General features: G+C 36.3%; 28 protein-coding genes. 21 read left to right on the plus strand and 7 right to left on the minus strand.

Going from position 1 to position 19,039, the window contains the following annotated elements; all coding sequences use genetic code 11:
- Positions 1-30: 30 nt before the first annotated feature.
- The 12 genes from BK009_RS11295 to BK009_RS11350 all read left to right on the plus strand — a co-directional run bounded on the left by BK009_RS11295 (position 31) and on the right by BK009_RS11350 (position 7,728).
- Positions 31-804 (plus strand): pyrroline-5-carboxylate reductase family protein, encoded by a 774-nt coding sequence (locus tag BK009_RS11295; protein WP_157809731.1) that lies wholly within the window; start codon positions 31-33, stop codon positions 802-804.
- A gap of 25 nt (positions 805-829) precedes the next feature.
- On the plus strand, positions 830-1,537 hold the full coding sequence (locus BK009_RS11300) for a DUF169 domain-containing protein (protein ID WP_100909594.1): 708 nt from the start codon (positions 830-832) through the stop codon (positions 1,535-1,537).
- A 293-nt stretch (positions 1,538-1,830) separates the two neighbouring features.
- Positions 1,831-2,121, plus strand: coding sequence for an Hsp20/alpha crystallin family protein (locus BK009_RS11305; RefSeq protein ID WP_100909595.1), 291 nt, complete (start codon positions 1,831-1,833; stop codon positions 2,119-2,121).
- A 98-nt stretch (positions 2,122-2,219) separates the two neighbouring features.
- On the plus strand, positions 2,220-3,143 hold the full coding sequence (locus BK009_RS11310) for an ATP-binding cassette domain-containing protein (RefSeq protein WP_100909596.1): 924 nt from the start codon (positions 2,220-2,222) through the stop codon (positions 3,141-3,143).
- 2 nt (positions 3,144-3,145) lie between these two features.
- Positions 3,146-3,898, plus strand: coding sequence for an ABC transporter permease (locus tag BK009_RS11315; protein ID WP_100909597.1), 753 nt, complete (start codon positions 3,146-3,148; stop codon positions 3,896-3,898).
- Between the two features lie 33 nt (positions 3,899-3,931).
- Positions 3,932-4,132, plus strand: coding sequence for a hypothetical protein (locus tag BK009_RS11320; RefSeq protein ID WP_100909598.1), 201 nt, complete (start codon positions 3,932-3,934; stop codon positions 4,130-4,132).
- A 3-nt stretch (positions 4,133-4,135) separates the two neighbouring features.
- Positions 4,136-4,333 (plus strand): hypothetical protein, encoded by a 198-nt coding sequence (locus BK009_RS11325; protein ID WP_100909599.1) that lies wholly within the window; start codon positions 4,136-4,138, stop codon positions 4,331-4,333.
- A gap of 26 nt (positions 4,334-4,359) precedes the next feature.
- Positions 4,360-4,572 carry a 4Fe-4S dicluster domain-containing protein gene (locus BK009_RS11330; protein WP_257790621.1) on the plus strand — a complete coding sequence of 71 codons (213 nt, stop codon included), beginning with the start codon at positions 4,360-4,362 and terminating at the stop codon, positions 4,570-4,572.
- A 29-nt stretch (positions 4,573-4,601) separates the two neighbouring features.
- The gene (locus tag BK009_RS11335) at positions 4,602-5,027 is read left to right on the plus strand and encodes a universal stress protein (RefSeq protein ID WP_100909601.1); all 426 of its coding nucleotides are present in this window, start codon (positions 4,602-4,604) and stop codon (positions 5,025-5,027) included.
- Positions 5,028-5,049: 22 nt separating this feature from the next.
- Positions 5,050-6,201 (plus strand): ACR3 family arsenite efflux transporter, encoded by a 1,152-nt coding sequence (gene arsB, locus BK009_RS11340; protein WP_100909602.1) that lies wholly within the window; start codon positions 5,050-5,052, stop codon positions 6,199-6,201.
- Positions 6,202-6,250: 49 nt separating this feature from the next.
- The gene (locus BK009_RS11345) at positions 6,251-6,700 is read left to right on the plus strand and encodes a universal stress protein (RefSeq protein ID WP_100909603.1); all 450 of its coding nucleotides are present in this window, start codon (positions 6,251-6,253) and stop codon (positions 6,698-6,700) included.
- 41 nt (positions 6,701-6,741) lie between these two features.
- Positions 6,742-7,728, plus strand: a complete 987-nt coding sequence (locus tag BK009_RS11350) for a permease (RefSeq protein WP_169923172.1) — start codon at positions 6,742-6,744, stop codon at positions 7,726-7,728.
- A gap of 429 nt (positions 7,729-8,157) precedes the next feature.
- Here BK009_RS11350 and BK009_RS11360 read toward each other — a convergent pair whose 3' ends face one another.
- The 3 genes from BK009_RS11360 to BK009_RS11370 form a co-directional block, all read right to left on the minus strand.
- Positions 8,158-8,910, minus strand: a complete 753-nt coding sequence (locus tag BK009_RS11360; protein WP_100909605.1) for an MIP/aquaporin family protein — start codon at positions 8,908-8,910, stop codon at positions 8,158-8,160.
- Between the two features lie 5 nt (positions 8,911-8,915).
- Complete coding sequence (locus tag BK009_RS11365) at positions 8,916-9,140, minus strand: DUF2180 family protein (RefSeq protein ID WP_100909606.1); 225 nt, start codon at positions 9,138-9,140, stop codon at positions 8,916-8,918.
- A 113-nt stretch (positions 9,141-9,253) separates the two neighbouring features.
- The gene (locus BK009_RS11370; RefSeq protein ID WP_100909607.1) at positions 9,254-10,753 is read right to left on the minus strand and encodes a DUF2193 domain-containing protein; all 1,500 of its coding nucleotides are present in this window, start codon (positions 10,751-10,753) and stop codon (positions 9,254-9,256) included.
- Positions 10,754-11,175: 422 nt separating this feature from the next.
- Between BK009_RS11370 and BK009_RS11375 the strand changes: the two genes are divergently transcribed.
- From BK009_RS11375 to BK009_RS11390, 4 genes are all read left to right on the plus strand, one after another.
- Positions 11,176-11,487, plus strand: a complete 312-nt coding sequence (locus tag BK009_RS11375; protein WP_100909608.1) for an ATP-binding protein — start codon at positions 11,176-11,178, stop codon at positions 11,485-11,487.
- Positions 11,488-11,794: 307 nt separating this feature from the next.
- Positions 11,795-12,676, plus strand: coding sequence for an NAD(P)/FAD-dependent oxidoreductase (locus BK009_RS11380; RefSeq protein WP_236950986.1), 882 nt, complete (start codon positions 11,795-11,797; stop codon positions 12,674-12,676).
- Positions 12,677-12,896: 220 nt separating this feature from the next.
- Positions 12,897-13,136 carry an MTH895/ArsE family thioredoxin-like protein gene (locus BK009_RS11385; protein WP_100909609.1) on the plus strand — a complete coding sequence of 80 codons (240 nt, stop codon included), beginning with the start codon at positions 12,897-12,899 and terminating at the stop codon, positions 13,134-13,136.
- Positions 13,137-13,422: 286 nt separating this feature from the next.
- Positions 13,423-14,481, plus strand: a complete 1,059-nt coding sequence (locus tag BK009_RS11390) for a transposase (RefSeq protein ID WP_100909610.1) — start codon at positions 13,423-13,425, stop codon at positions 14,479-14,481.
- 212 nt (positions 14,482-14,693) lie between these two features.
- Here BK009_RS11390 and BK009_RS11395 read toward each other — a convergent pair whose 3' ends face one another.
- From BK009_RS11395 to BK009_RS11410, 4 genes are all read right to left on the minus strand, one after another.
- On the minus strand, positions 14,694-15,395 hold the full coding sequence (locus BK009_RS11395; protein WP_100909611.1) for an aromatic aminobenezylarsenical efflux permease ArsG family transporter: 702 nt from the start codon (positions 15,393-15,395) through the stop codon (positions 14,694-14,696).
- The gene (locus BK009_RS11400; protein WP_100909612.1) at positions 15,396-15,869 is read right to left on the minus strand and encodes a nitrophenyl compound nitroreductase subunit ArsF family protein; all 474 of its coding nucleotides are present in this window, start codon (positions 15,867-15,869) and stop codon (positions 15,396-15,398) included. It lies immediately after the preceding gene.
- 74 nt (positions 15,870-15,943) lie between these two features.
- Positions 15,944-16,642, minus strand: coding sequence for a DUF166 domain-containing protein (locus BK009_RS11405; RefSeq protein WP_100909613.1), 699 nt, complete (start codon positions 16,640-16,642; stop codon positions 15,944-15,946).
- The gene (locus BK009_RS11410; protein WP_211290136.1) at positions 16,643-17,080 is read right to left on the minus strand and encodes an arsenate reductase ArsC; all 438 of its coding nucleotides are present in this window, start codon (positions 17,078-17,080) and stop codon (positions 16,643-16,645) included.
- A gap of 57 nt (positions 17,081-17,137) precedes the next feature.
- On the opposite strand from BK009_RS11410, the gene BK009_RS11415 reads away from it, so the two are divergent.
- The 5 genes from BK009_RS11415 (at position 17,138) to BK009_RS11435 (ending at position 19,027) form a co-directional block, all read left to right on the plus strand.
- On the plus strand, positions 17,138-17,494 hold the full coding sequence (locus BK009_RS11415) for an ArsR/SmtB family transcription factor (protein ID WP_100909615.1): 357 nt from the start codon (positions 17,138-17,140) through the stop codon (positions 17,492-17,494).
- Positions 17,495-17,511: 17 nt separating this feature from the next.
- Positions 17,512-17,649, plus strand: a complete 138-nt coding sequence (locus BK009_RS12890; protein WP_269467087.1) for a hypothetical protein — start codon at positions 17,512-17,514, stop codon at positions 17,647-17,649.
- A gap of 234 nt (positions 17,650-17,883) precedes the next feature.
- The gene (gene tusB / locus BK009_RS11425; RefSeq protein ID WP_100909616.1) at positions 17,884-18,201 is read left to right on the plus strand and encodes a sulfurtransferase complex subunit TusB; all 318 of its coding nucleotides are present in this window, start codon (positions 17,884-17,886) and stop codon (positions 18,199-18,201) included.
- An 84-nt stretch (positions 18,202-18,285) separates the two neighbouring features.
- The gene (locus BK009_RS11430) at positions 18,286-18,672 is read left to right on the plus strand and encodes a DsrE/DsrF/TusD sulfur relay family protein (RefSeq protein WP_100909617.1); all 387 of its coding nucleotides are present in this window, start codon (positions 18,286-18,288) and stop codon (positions 18,670-18,672) included.
- 1 nt (position 18,673) lies between these two features.
- Positions 18,674-19,027 (plus strand): DsrE family protein, encoded by a 354-nt coding sequence (locus BK009_RS11435; protein WP_100909618.1) that lies wholly within the window; start codon positions 18,674-18,676, stop codon positions 19,025-19,027.
- Positions 19,028-19,039: the final 12 nt, after the last annotated feature.

Below are 19,039 nucleotides of genomic sequence, written 5' to 3' on the forward strand. Positions count from 1 at the left end.
TATTTGATGATTTGGTATGGGGGTAACGAAATGAAAAGCATGGGCTTCATTGGCGGAGGAAGAATAACTAAAATAATCTTGAATGGTTTTAAAAAAGGAAAAATTGAATTAGACAATGTGGTGGTGTATGATACAAGTTTAGAATCTCTTAAAGAACTTAAAAAAGAATTTCCGGAAATAAAAATCGTTTCGGATGATAATGAATCTGCTGCTTCTCAGGACATGGTTTTTTTAGCAGTTCATCCACCTGCTATGGCTGAGGTGTTGGGGAAAATCAAACCTTACCTCAAACCGGATTCAACTGTTGTTTCTCTGGCACCAAAACCTCAGATCAAACAAATTTCCAGTTTACTGGGTGGATTCACCCGTATCGTGCGTATGATCCCCAATGCTCCATCTATTATCAATCAGGGCTACAACCCCATCAGCTTTGCCCCGAAGATGAATGATTCAAAGAAAAAAGAAATCCTGAAATTATTCAATATTTTAGGGGTTACTCCTGAAGTTGATGAGGGCAAACTGGAGGCTTATGCACTTTTAACCGCCATGGGCCCTACTTATTTCTGGTTCCAGTTTGATGAATTATTTAAACTGGGACGTTCCTTTGGTTTGGAAGATGAGGAGATACAGGAAAGCCTACAAAAGATGATCACTGGGGCAGCACAAACGTTTTATCAATCTGAATTAAACCCCGGGGAAGTCATGGACCTCGTACCAGTTAAACCAATGGCTGATGAAGAGGAAATGATAAAAAATGCATATCAAACTCGTTTGGAGGCCATGTTCAAACAGCTGAAGGAATAAAAACAAAAAAAATGGATGGATAAAAATGGAAGAAACTGCTAAAAATTTGAATGAAATACTGGATTTAAATGGATTGGTGGGAGTAACTCTCATCAAAAATGAAGATAGTATCCCTAAGGATATAGAAACTTTAAAGGATCCTTTATTCTACTGTGTAATGCTTAAAAAGGCAGCATCAGAAAAAAAATCATTCTACGCTCCCGGTGAGGTCCATTCATGTTTGAGGGGCAAATCTGTTCTGGGAATGGGAGAAATTCCCGAATTTGAGAAAACCGGGAAATTCTATGTAAATAAAAGTTCCGTAGCTAACTCTAGATCTGCCTCCCACTTTGTAAACTCCGTACCTCGTGTTAAAGATGTGAAAGGCACATTAATCCAACCTCTAGAAGATGCTAAAGATCCTGATGTGGTCCTGGCATTTCCGTCAAACGCCAGAAACGCCCAAGAATTAATGCACGCCACAATATTTCAGAGCGGTGGAAATATAAAAGCCGAATTCTCCGCACCTTACAGTTTCTGTGGGTACACCACTGCACGCACCTATCTTGAAGATGTGGTAAGTTTTGCCATACCCTGTGGAGCTGCTAAAAAAGCGGTAAGAGGCATAGGAGAAAAATACACTGATGAAGAAATGATCGTAGCTATACCTGGCCAGATGATCCAACAAGTAGCTAGAAACCTCACTAAACTAGGATCCGTAAAAGAACGTATGAAATCTTCAAATAATGAATAATCAGATGTGTGTTAAACACACATTTTGAAATATTAGGGGGGGAGATAAATGGCTGAAGACGGACCTAAGTTTCAGATGGGACGTTTCACGGGGGTGATGATAGAACTAATTGAAGACTCCGATTTTGATAAAATAGATTTAATAAAGGAGATTTTGTTGTAGTCTTTAATGCTAAAGATTTTAAAGAATGGCATGATGGTTTATTGGAGCGTGTGAAGCAAGTAAAATGTTGCCCAAAAATTAGAGATTGATGATTAGGTAAAATAGGATAAAATATATCTGAGGTGTTGAAAATGGTTGAAAAAGCAAGATACGTGCCTGTGGTTTACATTAGTCATGATGAAATAGATTTAAAGATAATCATTGAACTTGCTGGTGTAAACAAGGAAGATATAAAACTTGAGATGACTAGTTCCAGTGTCTGTGTGAATGCATCTAGAAAAGATTTTGATTACAGTGGATGTTACTCTCTGGCACATGAAATAGATCCTAAAAAAGCACTAGCCAAATTTGAAAATGGCTTATTAACTATTACCATCCCCTTAACCAAAAAATTCTCAGGTGAAATAATAAAAATAGATTAAATTACATCCCCAACCACGGAAAAATATTATACAAATGAGAATATTTACCGTAAAATCATATTAAAACAATAATTTCAGGGTAAGAAGTGGTGAAAACATTGCGATATGTTGTTGAAGTTGAAAGCCTTGTCAAAAACTTTAAAAAAATTCGGGCTGTGAATGGCGTGGAATTTAAAGTTAAAAAAGGCGAAATATTTGGCTTTCTAGGGCCTAACGGGGCTGGGAAAACAACCACCATCCGAATGTTAACCGGCATCATCAAACCAGACAGTGGAAAAGCTGTTATATTGGGATATGACATCCAGAAAGAACCCTTAAAAGCTAAAGAACATCTGGGGGTTGTTCCTGAAACTTCCAATGCCTACGTAGACCTATCCTCCCGACAGAACATTAGTTTAATAGCGGATCTCTATGGAGTCCCTAAAAATGAGGCCGAAAATAGAGCAGATGAACTTCTAAAGGAATTTGGTCTTTATGACAGAAGGGATGATAAGGTGAAGGGCTTCTCCAAGGGTATGAAACAGAGATTGATACTGGCCATGGCCCTGATTAACGATCCACAACTTTTATTTTTAGATGAACCTACCAGTGGTTTGGATGTTCAAAGCAGTATTTTAATCAGACAGATGCTGTTAAAGCTTCATGAGAAAGGTAAAACCATTTTACTCACCACACACAACCTGGAAGAAGCCAATAAACTATGTGAAAGGATAGCAATTATCAACAAAGGTAAAATTGCCGCCATAGACACTCCTGAAAACCTTAAAAAAATGATAAAAAAGTTGAATACCATAGAGGTAACTTTTGACGGCCCAGTAAACATCCAAGAATTATCACAACTCCTTGAAATCCAGGATATAAGTAAAAAAGGGGAGAAATATTCTTTAAACACAGATAATATTAATAATCTGATTTTAGCGTTGACAGAGTATACTAAATCTAAAAATATAAAGATAAACTCCTTGAACACTTTAGATCCATCACTGGAAGAAGTTTTCATAGAACTGATTGGGAGGAGTTAATGATGTCAAATATTTATTTCGGGCAGTTAAAACGTTCTCTGGCCATTATGAGAAAGGACATCCTGATCTACTATCTCAAAGGACCAGTAATCATATTCGGAATATTGATACCTTTATTCCTTTTCCTGGCCTTTTTAACAGGTAGTAAAAATTTATCCACAGATTTTCTCATATCAGGGCTCATTGGCATGACCATGCTCTTCACAGCCACCTCAGTATCTCCGGTTATAACCCCATGGGAATCACAGATGAACACGCTGGAAAGACTGATGACATACCCCATATCCATTTACACCCTCATACTCGGTGATATCATGGCTTCAGTCATCTTCGGAGCATTAATAACCCTGGTACCAGTGATCATAGGATTAATCATCGGAGTAAATATAATACATCCCATTATCCTCATTGTAGGAATTATCCTTGCTTCCCTATGTTTTTCATCCCTCGGGCTCTTAATGGCAACTCCACCTACTAATGCTCCATCCAATGTCATGATGATCTCTTCCTTGATTAAATTTCCACTGGTATTTATTAGCGGAATTTTCATTCCTCTAGAAAGCATGCCATTCTGGGGCAAAGCCATTGCATCTTTTTCACCCCTCACATATTTCACGGATTTAACTCGATATTCCCTAGGAAATGGCAGTTATTATCCCATACTACTTGATTTCGCTGTTATCGTCCTATTCACAATTATATTATTTGTACTGGCTGTCAAAATTCATAAAAAAACATTACCCATGAGAATTTAACTAATTTAAAACCAAAAAAAAGTGGTTAAAAATATGAATAAAGATGATAAAGGATTTGAAACAAAAATCAAAGGAATGTACAGTGGAGGAGGATGTGCCTGCCAAACTGGAGTGTTAGAGAAGAAAAAAACATCCTTAAAAGAGGTAGTATGCAAAAACTGCGGCAGAATTTTCAAAACCGATAAAGAAACGGATTACTGTTTTAAATGCAGGAAACAGATGAAGGAGGATTAAATAATGAGAAAAATGATGGAAAAAATGCAAAACATGTGCAAAAATATGGATAAAGGGGATTTTACTCCTTTTATGAATGATATGGTGGTTGATGATGAGATGATGGGGGAAATGCGTGATATGTGTAAAAATATGTGTAAAGTGGATTTTAAATTTGGTGAAATCTGTCAAGAATTTATGGATAAATTCATGAAAAAGTAAATACTAAGTTTGGCAATCCTCAAAAGTTGAGAAACAGAAATAATATGATAAAAATTGATGAAAACTTGTGTAAAGGCTGCAATATTTGTATTGAATTCTGTCCGGTTGGTGTTTATGAACAATCTGGAAATGTCAATAAAAAAGGAATTCATGTTCCAATTCCAATGAATAGGGACAAATGTACAAAATGTGGTCTTTGTACTTTATTGTGTCCGGATCAAGCCATAACTGTAGAGTAAGATAAATTTAATGTTAGAATGGTGATATGATGTATGAAAAAATATTATTGCCTACAGATGGTTCAGAAGCTAGTGAAAACGCTGCAAAACATGCAATTGTGATTGCAAGTAAATATAATTCCATGATTTTTGTTTTAACTGTTTTAGAACCACAACCAACTTCAGGGATAACCATGGATATTTTGAAAAGAGAAGGACAAACATATTTGGACAATATCTCTAAAATTTTCAAAAATATCGAAAAAGAAGAGGGTTTTGAAACCGATATAAAAAGATGTTTTCTAATGAAAGAGGGAACAGCGGCAGATGAGATATTAAAAACTGCAAAAAAAGAAGAAATAGGCCTCATAGTAATTGGTGGTTCGGGTAAACACGCCCTGGAGCGATTTATATTGGGGAGTGTTGCTGAAAAAATAGTTAGAGAGGCAAAATGTCCTGTTTTAACCGTTCATTAATAAAACGAGGCGAGGCAATTCAATGGTAGAAAGGCGTTTAACCAGCAAAAATTTGTCATTTTTTGAAAAATATCTAACCATATTTGTTTTCATCTGCATCATAGCTGGAATACTATTGGGCAGAGCAGTTCCAGGATTAGCGGTGACATTAGACTCCTACACGGTTTTCAATGTATCTATACCCATAGCCATAGCTTTATTTTTCATGGTTTATCCAATAATGGTAAAAATTGATTTTGGAAAGGTAATAATGGCTGCTAAAACCCCTAAACCTGTGGGCTTAACCCTTTTCCTTAACTGGGTCATTGCACCATTTTCCACTTTTCTTTTTGCCTGGTTCTTTTTAGGATACTTATTTGTGGGCTTCTTACCCGGAACTGAAATAATTGCCACTGGGCAAGAAATTGAGCTTTGGAGAAGTTACCTAGCAGGTGTGGTTATCCTTGGAATAGCACCCTGCACTGCCATGGTTCTCATGTGGAATTACCTAGCCAAAGGAAATGATGGCCTTACTTTGGTAATGATAGCTGTGAATTCATTGATAATGGTAGTAGTTTACGCTCCACTAACTAGTTTCTTAACGGGTATTGCCCAAGTACCATTGCCCTGGCAAACAATTGCCTTCTCTGTAGCTATTTATGTTTTTTTCCCATTAGTAACTGGTTATTTCTCTCGGAAATTAATTATTCAATATAAGGGTTTCAAATGGTTCCAAAATGTGTTTCTCCACATTCTCACACCTGTAAGTATAATAGCCCTTCTAGCCACTTTAATCCTTTTATTCACATTTAAAGGGGAGGTTATTGTAAATAATCCTTTAACTATCTTCTGGGTGGCTGTGCCCATCTTTGTGGAAGCAGTATTTGTATATAGCATTAGTTATTTCTTTTTGGCAAGGAAGTTGAAGCTGTCCTATGAAGATGCCGCACCAGCATCTATGATTGGTGCCTCTAACCACTTTGAAGTAGCCATAGCTACCACAATTTTAATATTTGGATTAAGTAGTGGTGCAGCACTGGCCACTGTTGTTGGGGTTCTGATTGAAGTTCCATTGATGTTAATGTTAGTGGCAGTTTCCAAAAGATACTGCGGTTTATACAATGAATGCCATTTAGGCTTACCCCAATGTAATGGAAAGTCAGAGGAAGTTGAAGGAATTTGTAAAGAAGAATAAAACATCATAACTCGTGATACTGATGGAAATAGTAAACGGAAGTGATTGAGTGTATAAAAAAATATTATTACCTACCGATGGTTCAGAGTGTGCGGAAAAGGCAGCTCGACATGCAATTATAATTGCTGGTCAGAACAATGCCGAACTTGTTGTTTTAAATGTTCTGGAAACTCATTCTCTTGCAGGGTTGCCAGTAGAGGACTTTACGAGTAAGGTGAATGAAGTATTCAGAAGAGAAGGGATCGATGCATTGGAAAGAGTCTCCCAAATATTTAAAGATATGTCAAGGGAAAAAGGCTTTGTTAGGGGAATTAAAGTAACTTTGAAGACAGAAGAAGGCCATCCTGCCGATATGATTCTTAAAATTGTGGATGATGAAAACATAGATCTGGTGGTTATGGGCGCCTCTGGAAAACATGCCATGGAACGCTTTTTAGTGGGTAGTGTGACTGAAAAAGTGTTTAGACACGCTAAATGTCCAGTTCTAGCAGTTCATTGATTTTAATACAAATTAAATCGAAATTTTAAAAGAGGTTAAAAATGGTGCCTGATATTTTACAGGAAGGAGTTAATTATCTTACATATGTCCTGATGGGATTAGATCCAGCATCACAGCTGGGCAGTGCGGTGAATTTTTTTATATATGATACTATAAAGATTTTAATCTTATTAACCGTTATAATATTCGCCATAGCTTTTTTTAGAAGCTATATATCACCACTTAAGGTTAGAAAGGCTCTGGGTAAAAGAAATGAGTATGTGGGGAATGTAGCTGCGGCTTTAGTGGGGATTATTACTCCTTTTTGCTCCTGTTCAGCAGTACCACTTTTCATTGGATTCATTGAATCAGGAGTACCACTTGGTGTAACATTTTCATTCCTAATTGCCTCCCCAATGGTAAATGAAATCGCTATTATTTTACTATGGGGTATGGTAGGATGGCAGATAACCGCGTTATACATAATATCCGGGCTGATAATTGCCATTGTTGCTGGTATAATAATTGGAAAGCTTAAACTTGAAGGTGAAGTGGAAAGTTATGTTTATGATATGATTGAAAAAATTAAAGCCGCTGAACAATCAGGAATAGCATTAGAAGAGGAAAATCAGACTCTGAGGGAACGTGCTATATCTTCTAAAGATTACACTATAGATCTCCTGAAGAAGGTAGGACCTTACGTGATTATAGCCATTGGAATAGGGGCTATAATCCATGGATACGTGCCATCAGATTTCCTTCTGACCTATGCTGGTCCGGGTAATCCTTTAGCAGTACCCATAGCTGTGTTAATAGGAGTACCATTATACTCTAATGCTGCAGGAATCATCCCCTTAGTGGCGGTATTTATTGACAAAGGCATACCAATAGGTACAGCTCTGGCTTTTATGATGGCGGTAACCGCACTATCCGTGCCTGAGATGATTATACTCAGAAAAGTGTTAAAACCTAAACTCCTGGCTATATTTATAGGTATACTGGCAGTATCTATAACGGCCATAGGCTATTTATTCAATGCTGTAATATAACTATATACCTTTAGGTCTACATCAAATAAGCGTCTTTATATATGAAAAATAAAATAAACGAAAATCAAAAAAATGGAAGTCCATTCACCGAGCATGGGCTCTGGCAGGACTTTTACCCTATTTTTTTAGCCATAATTGTTTAATTGCTATTTGATGTATATTAAAGATTTTTTGGGGAGGAAGTTTATTGAATCCACCAGATTGGACAGCAGCAAAAATGGCTTTAGTCATAGGGTCACCAAATTCACTATTACCAATTATATGGGCTAAAACAGGTATAAAATTAATATTCATATAACAATTGATGATGTTGAGCATCAAAGAGTTGATATATTCATGCTTATCCTCATATTTGTGGATTTTATGGTATCTTGAGAAAATGTTATGTGCAGTTCAATTTAATTAATTTCAAAAAAAGAAGAAGAGTTATCAAGCTGTTCTTGTTTCTTCTGAAAGATAGGTATATACTAATGCAGCTAGAACCGCTCCTACAATAGGGCCTATGATATAGATGGGGAAGTTGGCCCAGAGATTGGTTCCTCCTAATACCATGTCTCCTAGGTAAGGGCCGAAAGTCCTGGCAGGGTTTAGTGATCCTCCGGTTATGTTACCCAGGGTGGTTATTGCACCGGCAACGGTTAACCCAATTATCAGGCCAGCAAATCCAGGTGGAGCTTCCCTGTCCACAGCTACTCCCATTATGGCCAGCATGAGTATGAATGTCCCTATTGTTTCTGCTAGAATAGCTTGGAAGTAACCTATACCTTCAAATGGTGCGGTGGCACCTAAGCCTCCAGTGGTTACTGCCCCCATTCCAATTATGTAGGCTAAGGTGAAACTAGCTAGGGCGGCTCCAATAAGTTGAGCAACCACGTAGGGTGCAACATCCCGTGATGGGAATTTTTTCACCGACCACAGAGCTATGGTTACTGCCGGGTTGATATGGCAACCAGATATTTTACCAAATCCATAGATACATGCAGCTATAGCAAGTCCGAAAGCCAAACCTATTGCTAACCAGTCTCCAAGACCCCCCAATGCACCTATCCCTATATTGAAAGAGTTAGGAGGTGTTTGACCTTTACTGATCATCAGGGTAACGATTGCAGCACCAGTACCAAAAAATACGAGAATAAATGTCCCAATAAGTTCGGCTACTGATCTTTTCATTAAAGAAACCATTTTATTTATCCTCCTTCAGGTGCTCCTTTTTTTAGGGCCATTGCACAGTATTTACATAGGATTCTGGGTATGGTTTCCTCTATTTTTTCTGCAGGGAAAGGGTATCCTCCGGTCCATAATTCGGTTTCCTGGCGGATGGCATGGTCCATGCACAATCCCATTCCACAGACAATACATATGGCAACTGCATCGGTTGATTTACCTTCTTCTGCACAGATATAACACTTCATATTTCAACCCTCTTATTGTTTAAAATAAATGGGAATGGCTAGTTTTAGTAACTAACCATTTTATGCTACTAACTAACCATTTTATGCTACTAACTAACCATTTTAACTGCTAATTATACTGCTTCTCTCCACTGGCAGTGGTTGTGTCTGAAGTCAACCAGTGATGCTGCTGCACAGTTCTTACAGGTTCTCGCTGGGGACGCTGGGCTTTCCTTGTGCAGGGCTATGATGTTGGTCATCAAGGTGGCGGTTACTGGTTCACTGGTCAATAGACATGGGTAATCTGCCAACCTCATTAGGGATGAGAAACGGACGGTTATGGCACATGCCGGGTATGTGTAGCGCTGTGGATTCATGATCACATCGTTCTGATGTATTGGTTCCAAGTCCACTTCGAATCCAGCTACTTTAGGTTTTAGTGTGCCTGAAGAACCATTGAGGACTTTACGGGCCTGGTCAATGTGGCCCCATCCACGATAGATCATGTCCATGAAGTCACTGTTATGCAGTTCTGCAGCGGCTCCACGGGTGGGGTATAGTTGCACGTAGTTGTGGAATCTTTGGGTTAACAGATCCACCACTGTGGGTGCGTTGAATCCGTCCAGTTCCAGTATGTACTCCACTGCACAGGCTGATGATCCGGTGGCTAGAGATAGCACTTCATATTCACTTTTGAAGTTTGGAAGGGCTTTTTTCAAGGTTGAATCCATCACTTCAGTGGTTGCTTCGATTATGGCCATGGTGACATCGTCTTTACACATGTTAAAGGTGGATTGGGCGATGTGGTGGGATATGTCACCCACACAGTATGCAGGGACGGTCAGGATGTTACCATAGTGTACATCATCATCCATGGCTGCTTTTATGGTGTTTTCCATTTTATCCTGGTATTGGGACATGTATTTCCGGACATCGAATGATGTGTGACCGGCACCATCCATGAGTTCAGCTTGAGCTTCCACCGGGTTCTGGTAGATGTTTTTAATCTCATTTATTTCTTTCTCCACGGCCTGAGCTACTGTGGTTCCCCCTTCAATTTCATTGGCAAAAACTTCACCAATACCGTAGGACGTATTCATTCCCCATGATTTAGCAGCTAGTATGGCCTGTTTATGGTTTTCAGGAATGTCTACAGTTTTTAATATGCGGTTGATGGTGTTGCTGGTGCTACCAGGCATCAGGGCAAAATCAACTACACAGGTAGGCCCGTAGAATCCACCATATCTTCTTACTACTTCTTTACCGATTAATGCTTCTGCTTTTCCTATGGCTTCAATGAATTTATTGAGACTTTTTTCAAATTCAGAGTCTTCATCACAAAGAATTTCCAGTATCGCTGGCGTTTGGTAGTGTTCCACGAAAGGATCGTCTTCTGGCCTTATGGTATCAGTTAAACTGTCCAGTATGTTGTAGTGGGCCTTCACTGAATCCACATGAAGGTTTATAACTGATTTTGATTGTTCGGCTGTTGCTTCCATTTTCTCTACCACATCAAGATATGCCTTGGTATCTTTGATGCGGAACTGAGTTCCCCTTTTATTTTTAATAGTTTCTACATCGGCTTTTTGAGCCATCATTGCTTCTTGAACCATTTTTTCATAGAGTTCAGCCATTAAATCACCCCTCACTTTTAAAAATTCATTTATAATTATATTTATATATTTAAATATATAAAATTTAACATAACACTGAAATAGTCAGTGTTATCCTAATCTAAAAATCAAAGAAAAAATTTAGTAATTTTTTTATGATAAAAAGATAGGAAGGAACAAATTCGTTTTGTTGGTTAATCCAATTGTGGTACATCCCGATAGAATTTGGACATTATAAGTAGAAAAGCCTAAATATTGTGATATTGTATTAATCATGTTAATATTAAGAAGGGATGATTTATTGTTCTGAATGGAATTGAACTGTTGAATCTGTTAAGATTAGATGAAAACAAGATAAAAAAATAATCTTTAATGGATAAATGAGCATGACATTTAGAGAAGTAAAATTTCACAGATAAAATTGTGAAAATGGAGGTATTAATATGGCATGGTTTGCTGGATATCCAAGAGAAAAAATTGAATGGTACCCTACCATTGACCCTGAAAAATGTGTTGAATGTGGAATGTGCATGAACTGCGGACAAAAAGTCTACAAATGGACTGAAGATGGTCCTGTTGTGAATCAACCATACAAATGTACTGTTGGCTGCACAACTTGTGCAACTCTCTGTCGGGGGAATGCAATTTCATTCCCAGACAAAAAAGCACTTCGCCAACTTTACCAAAAAGAAAGAATCTGGACAAAAGTCAAAAAAGAACTCACAGAAGAAGGTAGGTTAAAAGTGGAAGATTAAATCATCTTTCATTTTATTTTTATAAAACTCAAAAAATGTATGGGAAGTATTTAATGGCTGAAAATTTCCATCTTAGGCCTAATTCATAGATTTAACCCGATATTTCAAGCAAAAAGGAAGTTAATTCTCATTAATTAGCATTATGGAGTTTAGGTTTATTATTCTCTCAAAGAATGTAAATCTTTATAGAAATAGTGGGAATTGTGTAAAACTCAAAATCATAAATACATAAATTATTAATTCACGTCAATGGAAAGTTTAATGATAATTTTGGTGGTTTTATGGGAGACTATGATATTATTATATTATGGGAGCTGGACCGGCAGGCCTCACAGCAGGCATATATGTAGGTAGAGAGGGATTGAAAACAAAAATTCTAGAAAAAGGTGTTATTGGTGGAAATGCCAACAATGCACCACTTGTTGCCAACTTTCCAGGTTTTCAATCTATAACCGGCATAGAATTTTTAAAAAAAACAGCTGAACAAGCAAAAATGTATACAAACATCGTTGAATATGAGGAAATAACAAAAATCCATAAAACTGATGGCAAACTATTATTAACCACAAATAAAGGGGAATACTCTGCCAAAGCTTTGATTATATGTTCTGGAACTACTTATCGAAAATTAGGAATAAAGGATGAAGGGAAGTTCATAGGTAGGGGAATATCATACTGCTCAATATGTGATGGAATGTTCTTCAAAGGAAAAGAGGTTCTAGTTGTTGGCGGAGGAAACTCCGCAGCAGAACACGCACTACACCTCAAAGATCTAGGATGCAACGTTAAAATCGTGCACAGAAGAAACACATTAAGGGCCCAAAAATACTTACAGGATAAAATACATGCTAAAGGAATACCCATCATATGGAACTCTATTGTAACGGAATTAAAGGGAAACAATTTATTAAAAAGTGTAGTAATTCGCAACACAAAAACAGAAATTGATAAAGAAGTTGAGGTAGCTGGCATCTACATAGCAGTCGGAGAAACCCCCAACAGTGAGCTTGCAGCTAGTATGGGGGTAGACTTAGATGAACTCGGCTACATCACCACCGATAAAAACCAAAGAACAGATATCCCCCAAGTATACGTAGCTGGAGATGTCACCGGCGGAGTGCAACAAATTGTAGTGGCTTGTGGAGAAGGAGCAGTAGCAGCTGTAAACGCTTATCAAAACTTACCCTGATGCACGAATAGGAAAAGAAGATCTTGATGGTGAAATCGCTGAATTTATGGAAAAACGTTGCATTGATTGTAGTGTAGGCCCGCACATGTAAAGAACACTGCCCATTTGATTTAAAATGAATACATCGATATTAAATCGATTTGACAAGATGAATCTAAATTAACAAGAAGAGAAAATAAATCCTCTAAAAACATGTGATTTCTATGCGGGTGATAACAAAATGAAAGTTCAGGTTTATGGCACTGGTTGTGCCAAGTGCCAGGCACTGGAAAAAACAGCAAAAAAAGCAATTGATGAGTTGGGAGAGAATGTGGAAGTTGAGAAAATAGAGGAAATGGAAAAAATCCTAGAAGCAGGATTACTTTCAGTTCCTGGATTTGCGGTGGAAGAGGATATGAAATCTATGGGACGTGTTCCCTCTGTTGAAGAAATAACAAAATGGATTAAAGCTAAATTGTAAACCATTTTTGGATGATCCTGCATCAGTAAAATAGAGCATCAAAAAATATGTTTCACGGTCTTAGGAAATATGAAAAAATATTGCAAAAAGTTTTAATCATTATTTTTAGGGTCTTAGATTTTTCTTCTTGAAAGAAGGATTTTTCTTCTTGTTTTTTATATTTAATGAGCTCATTGATAACTAATTTCGTAAAATACAATTTAATTTTAACCTTATAAGAATAATTGGGCTTCTAAACCGTTAAATTTAAAACTTAATGCTTACATATATTATTTTGGTGAAAACAATGAAGCATTGTTTAAATTACAGTAAAGAAGACCCAAACTATATCTTGTTAGAGAAAATATTTAAAATTATCGGTTCTCGAAAATCACGAACAATAATCGCTTCTAAAGGTGTTAAAAACACCAATATGATGATTAAATCAATCAAAATTTTATTCACAGCCATGTTTTTTAATACAACAATAGAATTCGTTGTTTCTGAGCTTGAAAGAGATAAAAAGTTGCAAAAATTCTTCCAAATAAATGAAGTGCCCAGCGCACTTCAAATTTCAGAATTCATATCAAGATTTCAACCAGATACATTCGTTAAAATCACAAACAGCATATTAATGCAAACTAAACCAATTAAAAGACGCGGAAAACGAACATTTATTGTCGATGCCACACCTGTAGATTTAGATTACAATACTAAACGTAAACATCGCTCCAAAAAATACTTAAAAAAACAAAATCTAAAATGGAGCTACGCATCATCCTACGGATATTACATAGGATTTAAAGCCACCATAGTCATAGAACACGAATCTGCAATGCCCGTTGCCATTTTAATCCACAGCGGAGCACCACACGACACCAAAATCTTCAACGAAATAATGGAAAACCTCCGTAAAAGGCGAATAATCCGAAAAAAAGACACAATAATATTCGACAGAGGATATTACAAATACGAAAACTACCAAATCGGCATATCCAAATACAAAATCGTTCCTTTAATTTTCCCAAAAGAAAAATTCAAACTACAAAAACTCAAAGACAAATTAACCTATCCATTACGCGTATTCAAAAATAAAAAGACTGAAATCAAAGCTAAAAAACTATACAAAACATTAACCAAGATATTAATCCAAAAAATCATGAATTGGAAACGATACAAACCTATACGTGGAAAAATAGAGGATTTCTTCAAATTATGCAAATCAGGACTTAACTTGAAAAAAATACACAAATATACACCAAAATCAGCTGAAAAAACCACCATATTAATTGTATTTTTAGCAGGACTAATCACAACACTAGGCTACAACTCCAAAACAGCCCTACAAAAGCTTTCAGAAACATAAAAAATCTAAGACCCTACATTATTTTATTTGTTATAGGTGCTCTGTATGTTAGTGGTGTTTTATTCAATCTGTTTGAATCATTTAACGGTAAGATAATTCAAATAGCAATGGTATTGATCTTTTTTTACTTTTTAATCTGGTTAATGGGTGTAAGATGCAGAATAGCTGGAACGAAAGAAAATAAAAAAAAGTAGAATTTTTTAGATATTATTCTAAATCCAAACAATAAAAATATAATAAAATCCAGTTAAAATAAAGAGCGTTGCCACAATATACCTCATCCATTTTTCAAAAATCTGTACTTTATTCATTAATTGCCCTAACTTGCCAATGCTGAATGTTAGTATAATTGAAAAGATTATAACTGGCAATCCTGTTGCAATTGCGAAAACCGAAGGTATTAAAATACCATCCGAAAATTTCATGGCTAGGGGAATTAAAATTCCAAAAAATAACACAGCACTGAGGGGACAAAATGCAAGAGCAAATAGTGCCCCTAATAAAAAAGCCCCTACATATCCTTTTTCAGATAATCTTACTTGGATTTCATTTATCTTTTTGTTGCCACGGAAAAAATTGAATTTAATTACATTTAACAGCAATATCCCCACAATAATTAAAAAAGGACCTAAAATTTTTTCACCATATTTTTGTAAGAATAATGCCACAGATTGTATATTTAGCCCCACATATACAATCAATGAGGCCAATGAAACATATATGAACATTCTTCCAAGTGTGTAAAAAAATCCAGTGATTAAAGTTTTTTTCCCACCTTCAATTTTTTTAGAAATATAAGCAATAGCGGTAATATTGGTAGCTAATGGGCAAGGACTTATTGCAGTCATTAAACCAATGAAAAACGCGGCTAAAAGTGGGAAACTATCAGTGGCCATTGATTCAACAAAATTCATTTACTTCGTTTCCCCATTCAATCGTTTTTTCAATAATTCAGTTAGATAGCTCTTGTATTCCGATGGATTGTCTGTTTTATACCACACCTGTACAATTTCTTCAGTGCGAAATCTTGATGTGGAATTGATTCCAAGCCATAAAGAAGCACTTTTAACACCATATTCTTCTACAATTGCCGCATTTTCAGGTAATTCCGCATTAATATGTTTAAAAGTAATCTTTCCTGACTTAATCTCGTTTTCAAAATTTTCATTAATTGTTTCTTCTGCTAAGTCACCAACTCTTATACACGAATCACACTGAGCTGTCCCATGAAAATGTATAACTTCAATATTTTTCACGGTTTCAGTAGAAACATTAGTGCTAGTTATGTCTTCTGGAGTATTGCTGACAGAAAGATATCTTGGAATAAAAAAAATCAATAATAGCGCAATTATGGCCACGATTGATATATAAATATGATTTTTATTCATTCCCCGCACCTGGAACTGTTATTAATTCTAAAATATCATTTAATGGAAACGGTTTTCCGGCTAATATGTTTATTTTATATTTTCAAGTCACGATTTTCCAAAGTCCGGTGGGCAAAGGCAATTGCCTCTTCAAAAGCGTCTCTGTGAAGCCCAGATGCCATCTCTTTTTTACATTCTTCATCAGAGAAAAGTCGCATTTTCGCTGCTCGACATGGATAATGTTGTAATTTTAGTCCGGCTTCTGTTGGGAGATTTTCAGGGTCTAATTTTTTACCCAGATAACTCTCTTTTATAAAATCAGATACAAAAGAGGTTGATCCGCAAGGGGATGATCTTAATACCACTATGTCCTTAAGTTTATTTCCATCTAATTTCAGTACAACTTTGGGTTTCCCTATATCTGACACAAACTTATCAAAGATAGGGTTACCATTTTCTTCAAGTTCACACATTATATAAGGGCAGACAACATTATCATATGATTCTAACTGGTTTTTAAAACCATCACCCCTCCATGCGGCCACTATTATCCAATCAACTTTATCTGCAAATCTTTCTACCAGTTCTAACGTGAGATCTGGATGTGTAGTGTAGGTTATGAGGATATTAGCATCTTCAATCTGTTTGACATTTTCTTCAAGTATTTCAATGTCATCTATAAACATGGAAGTAGGTTGTTCAAGCTCTATAAATTTGGTATCAAATTCTTTTTTTATGGTATCGTATGCTCGGTCTCCGTATGGTCCGTCAGTGGCTATTGCAACTTTAATCATTTACTCACCTCTATAAAATGTTACGTTGATCCATTCTTTAATTTCATCTCTAATTCTTCTGAAAGCATCAGTTTTTTCATGGTCATTTCCGTCAACTGCCACCGGATCTTCAAATGATTCATGGAGATAAGTTTTTCCTCCATGGAAAAAGGGACATGCCTCACCTTCTCCTCCGCATACTGTAACCACATAATCAAATTCAAAGTCCTCAAATTCTTTGAGACTTTTTGAACGGTTATCTGATATATCAACACCAACTTCTTCTAATACCTTAACTGCATATGGATTTACGGTACTTGGATTGTTTCCTGCACTATAAACTTCAAAATTTTCACCATATATCGATTTTAGAAGCCCTTCAGCCATTTGAGACCTTGCTGAATTTTGATTGCATAGAAATAAAACCTTTTCTTTGCTTTGGGATGCTTTTGTTTTCATCATCAATAAATAAAACATCCATATATTTAAATATATCATATGTAAATAGCAAAGTTCATGAAATCATGTGAAGTTGGCACTGGAGAAAAGCCCAATGAAGATCAGATTAAACGACTGAAAAAGATAACCTCCGAAATCCCAGATGATGATATATTACTTCAAAATGCAGACACCATAAAGGCTCTTGCAGATCCAACACGACTTAAAATACTCCACTTATTAAAATGTGGAGAATTATGTGTTTGTGAGATAATCACTGCAATGGAAAAACCACAACCAACAGTATCTCACCATTTGAACATCCTGAAAAAGGCCGGATTTTTAAAATGGCGTAAGGAAGGGGTTTGGGTACATTACAGCCTGTCCAATCCAAAAATCACTGAAAGTTTAGATGAACTAATTAAAAATAGATAGTCACTGGGGACCAATAAATGAAAGATGATATGCCGGCCAAGTCACTGGGTTACACATCATGGGCAGATTACTCCAAAACCGGAACACTGTCATTTACAGCAGCAAGTAACAATTTTGAACTAGTTATTGCAGTAGCAGTTGCCGTCTTGGAATAGGATCAAGTGTAGCATTTGCAGCTGTAATCGACCCACTAATAGAGGTTCCTATCCTAATAAGTCTGGTTAATGTTGCCTTAATTTTTCAGAAACGTTACTTTAAGGAATCTTAACTGATTAAAGAAATTCTTAACTGATTAGAAAAATATGTTCAAGAAAATAATAGTTTTATAACCTAAAAATGCCGGAATAGTCAGGAAAATTATCAATTAATCTATATTCATGGGGATAAAAATGCAAATTGGCTTCATATTAACTAAAAGTCCTTCTGAACAGGGATTTCAAACATTTATGACTTTTGCACAATTACACGTAAGTAATGATAATATCTCCATCTATTTGGTGGGTAATGGAGTTTATAGTGCAGCTAAAAATTACAAAAATCCTGATTTAGAGGGTATTTTTAAAAATTCAAAGGTCTATGTGTATGGTAACGATCTTAAAGCCCGGGGAATTGATGGACAAATAAAAGATGGTATAAATGTGTTTGAACAGTATGATCATCTGGTCAGGGATGTTATGGGCAATTTTGACCAGGTGATAAGCTTTTAAACACTTTAGGGCCTTTTAAAACTTTAGGGCATTTTAAACACTTTAGGCTTTAAACAAATTAGATTCTGATAGATGGTGGGACTAATGGACATTCCAAAGGAAAATTCACAGAATAACAAAACAATGGTCATTGTGTTATTGGACGGCCCTTATATTTCACAATACGTAAATATTGGATGTGAAATGGCCGAAGCTGCTCTAAATCTAGGTTATGGTGTTAAAATATTTCTATACATGGATGGGGTGCATAATCTTCAAAAAGATCAAAATCCCCGTGATTTCCAGAATATTTCCCAGTTATTCCAGGGTTTGATAGAAAATGGCTGTGAAATTAAAGCCTGCATTAGATGTGCTGTTTCCAGAGGATACCATGACCAGTCCCAGTTTTGGGAGGGTGTGGAAATAACCAGTGTCTATGATCTTGCGGAGTGGATGCTGGGAGATAGTAAAGTTATAACCCTGGGAGGATAACATGAATTCCGCACTCATAATCATAGATAAAGCTCCATATGGGCATGAAAATGCACTGAGCGGGATCTATATTGCAATAGCCAGCCGGGATAAAGGAATCCAGGCTGATATATTACTAATGGGTGAGGGGGTCTATGCCGCACTTAAAGACCAATCCTCAGAAAAAACCATTGGATACCCTTCAGTGGGTGAATTGTCATATTCTATTTTCCCTGAGGGGAATTTATTCATACATTTGGCTTCTTTAACCCAGAGGGGAATCGAATATGGGGATTTAGTGGAAATAGCTGAATTAATTGATGATAAAACTCTTTACAATCTTTCAAAGTCAAAAAATCATATAATAAAAATTTAAGAGGCAATTAAA

Source organism: Methanobacterium subterraneum (assembly GCF_002813695.1).
GTDB classification, from domain to species: Archaea; Methanobacteriota; Methanobacteria; order Methanobacteriales; family Methanobacteriaceae; genus Methanobacterium; species Methanobacterium subterraneum.

Bases quoted from the DNA above. Each gene is read 5' to 3' on its own strand.
- BK009_RS11295 (WP_157809731.1), top strand. From the start codon at position 31: ATGAAAAGCATGGGCTTCATTGGCGGAGGAAGAATAACTAAAATAATC.
- BK009_RS11300 (WP_100909594.1), top strand. From the start codon at position 830: ATGGAAGAAACTGCTAAAAATTTGAATGAAATACTGGATTTAAATGGA.
- BK009_RS11305 (WP_100909595.1), top strand. From the start codon at position 1,831: ATGGTTGAAAAAGCAAGATACGTGCCTGTGGTTTACATTAGTCATGAT.
- BK009_RS11315 (WP_100909597.1), top strand. From the start codon at position 3,146: ATGTCAAATATTTATTTCGGGCAGTTAAAACGTTCTCTGGCCATTATG.
- BK009_RS11320 (WP_100909598.1), top strand. From the start codon at position 3,932: ATGAATAAAGATGATAAAGGATTTGAAACAAAAATCAAAGGAATGTAC.
- BK009_RS11325 (WP_100909599.1), top strand. From the start codon at position 4,136: ATGAGAAAAATGATGGAAAAAATGCAAAACATGTGCAAAAATATGGAT.
- BK009_RS11335 (WP_100909601.1), top strand. From the start codon at position 4,602: ATGTATGAAAAAATATTATTGCCTACAGATGGTTCAGAAGCTAGTGAA.
- arsB (WP_100909602.1), top strand. From the start codon at position 5,050: ATGGTAGAAAGGCGTTTAACCAGCAAAAATTTGTCATTTTTTGAAAAA.
- BK009_RS11350 (WP_169923172.1), top strand. From the start codon at position 6,742: ATGGTGCCTGATATTTTACAGGAAGGAGTTAATTATCTTACATATGTC.
- BK009_RS11360 (WP_100909605.1), bottom strand. From the start codon at position 8,910: ATGGTTTCTTTAATGAAAAGATCAGTAGCCGAACTTATTGGGACATTT.
- BK009_RS11365 (WP_100909606.1), bottom strand. From the start codon at position 9,140: ATGAAGTGTTATATCTGTGCAGAAGAAGGTAAATCAACCGATGCAGTT.
- BK009_RS11370 (WP_100909607.1), bottom strand. From the start codon at position 10,753: ATGGCTGAACTCTATGAAAAAATGGTTCAAGAAGCAATGATGGCTCAA.
- BK009_RS11375 (WP_100909608.1), top strand. From the start codon at position 11,176: ATGGCATGGTTTGCTGGATATCCAAGAGAAAAAATTGAATGGTACCCT.
- BK009_RS11380 (WP_236950986.1), top strand. From the start codon at position 11,795: ATGGGAGCTGGACCGGCAGGCCTCACAGCAGGCATATATGTAGGTAGA.
- BK009_RS11385 (WP_100909609.1), top strand. From the start codon at position 12,897: ATGAAAGTTCAGGTTTATGGCACTGGTTGTGCCAAGTGCCAGGCACTG.
- BK009_RS11390 (WP_100909610.1), top strand. From the start codon at position 13,423: ATGAAGCATTGTTTAAATTACAGTAAAGAAGACCCAAACTATATCTTG.
- BK009_RS11395 (WP_100909611.1), bottom strand. From the start codon at position 15,395: ATGAATTTTGTTGAATCAATGGCCACTGATAGTTTCCCACTTTTAGCC.
- BK009_RS11400 (WP_100909612.1), bottom strand. From the start codon at position 15,869: ATGAATAAAAATCATATTTATATATCAATCGTGGCCATAATTGCGCTA.
- BK009_RS11405 (WP_100909613.1), bottom strand. From the start codon at position 16,642: ATGATTAAAGTTGCAATAGCCACTGACGGACCATACGGAGACCGAGCA.
- BK009_RS11410 (WP_211290136.1), bottom strand. From the start codon at position 17,080: ATGAAAACAAAAGCATCCCAAAGCAAAGAAAAGGTTTTATTTCTATGC.
- BK009_RS11415 (WP_100909615.1), top strand. From the start codon at position 17,138: ATGAAATCATGTGAAGTTGGCACTGGAGAAAAGCCCAATGAAGATCAG.
- BK009_RS12890 (WP_269467087.1), top strand. From the start codon at position 17,512: ATGAAAGATGATATGCCGGCCAAGTCACTGGGTTACACATCATGGGCA.
- tusB (WP_100909616.1), top strand. From the start codon at position 17,884: ATGCAAATTGGCTTCATATTAACTAAAAGTCCTTCTGAACAGGGATTT.
- BK009_RS11430 (WP_100909617.1), top strand. From the start codon at position 18,286: ATGGACATTCCAAAGGAAAATTCACAGAATAACAAAACAATGGTCATT.
- BK009_RS11435 (WP_100909618.1), top strand. From the start codon at position 18,674: ATGAATTCCGCACTCATAATCATAGATAAAGCTCCATATGGGCATGAA.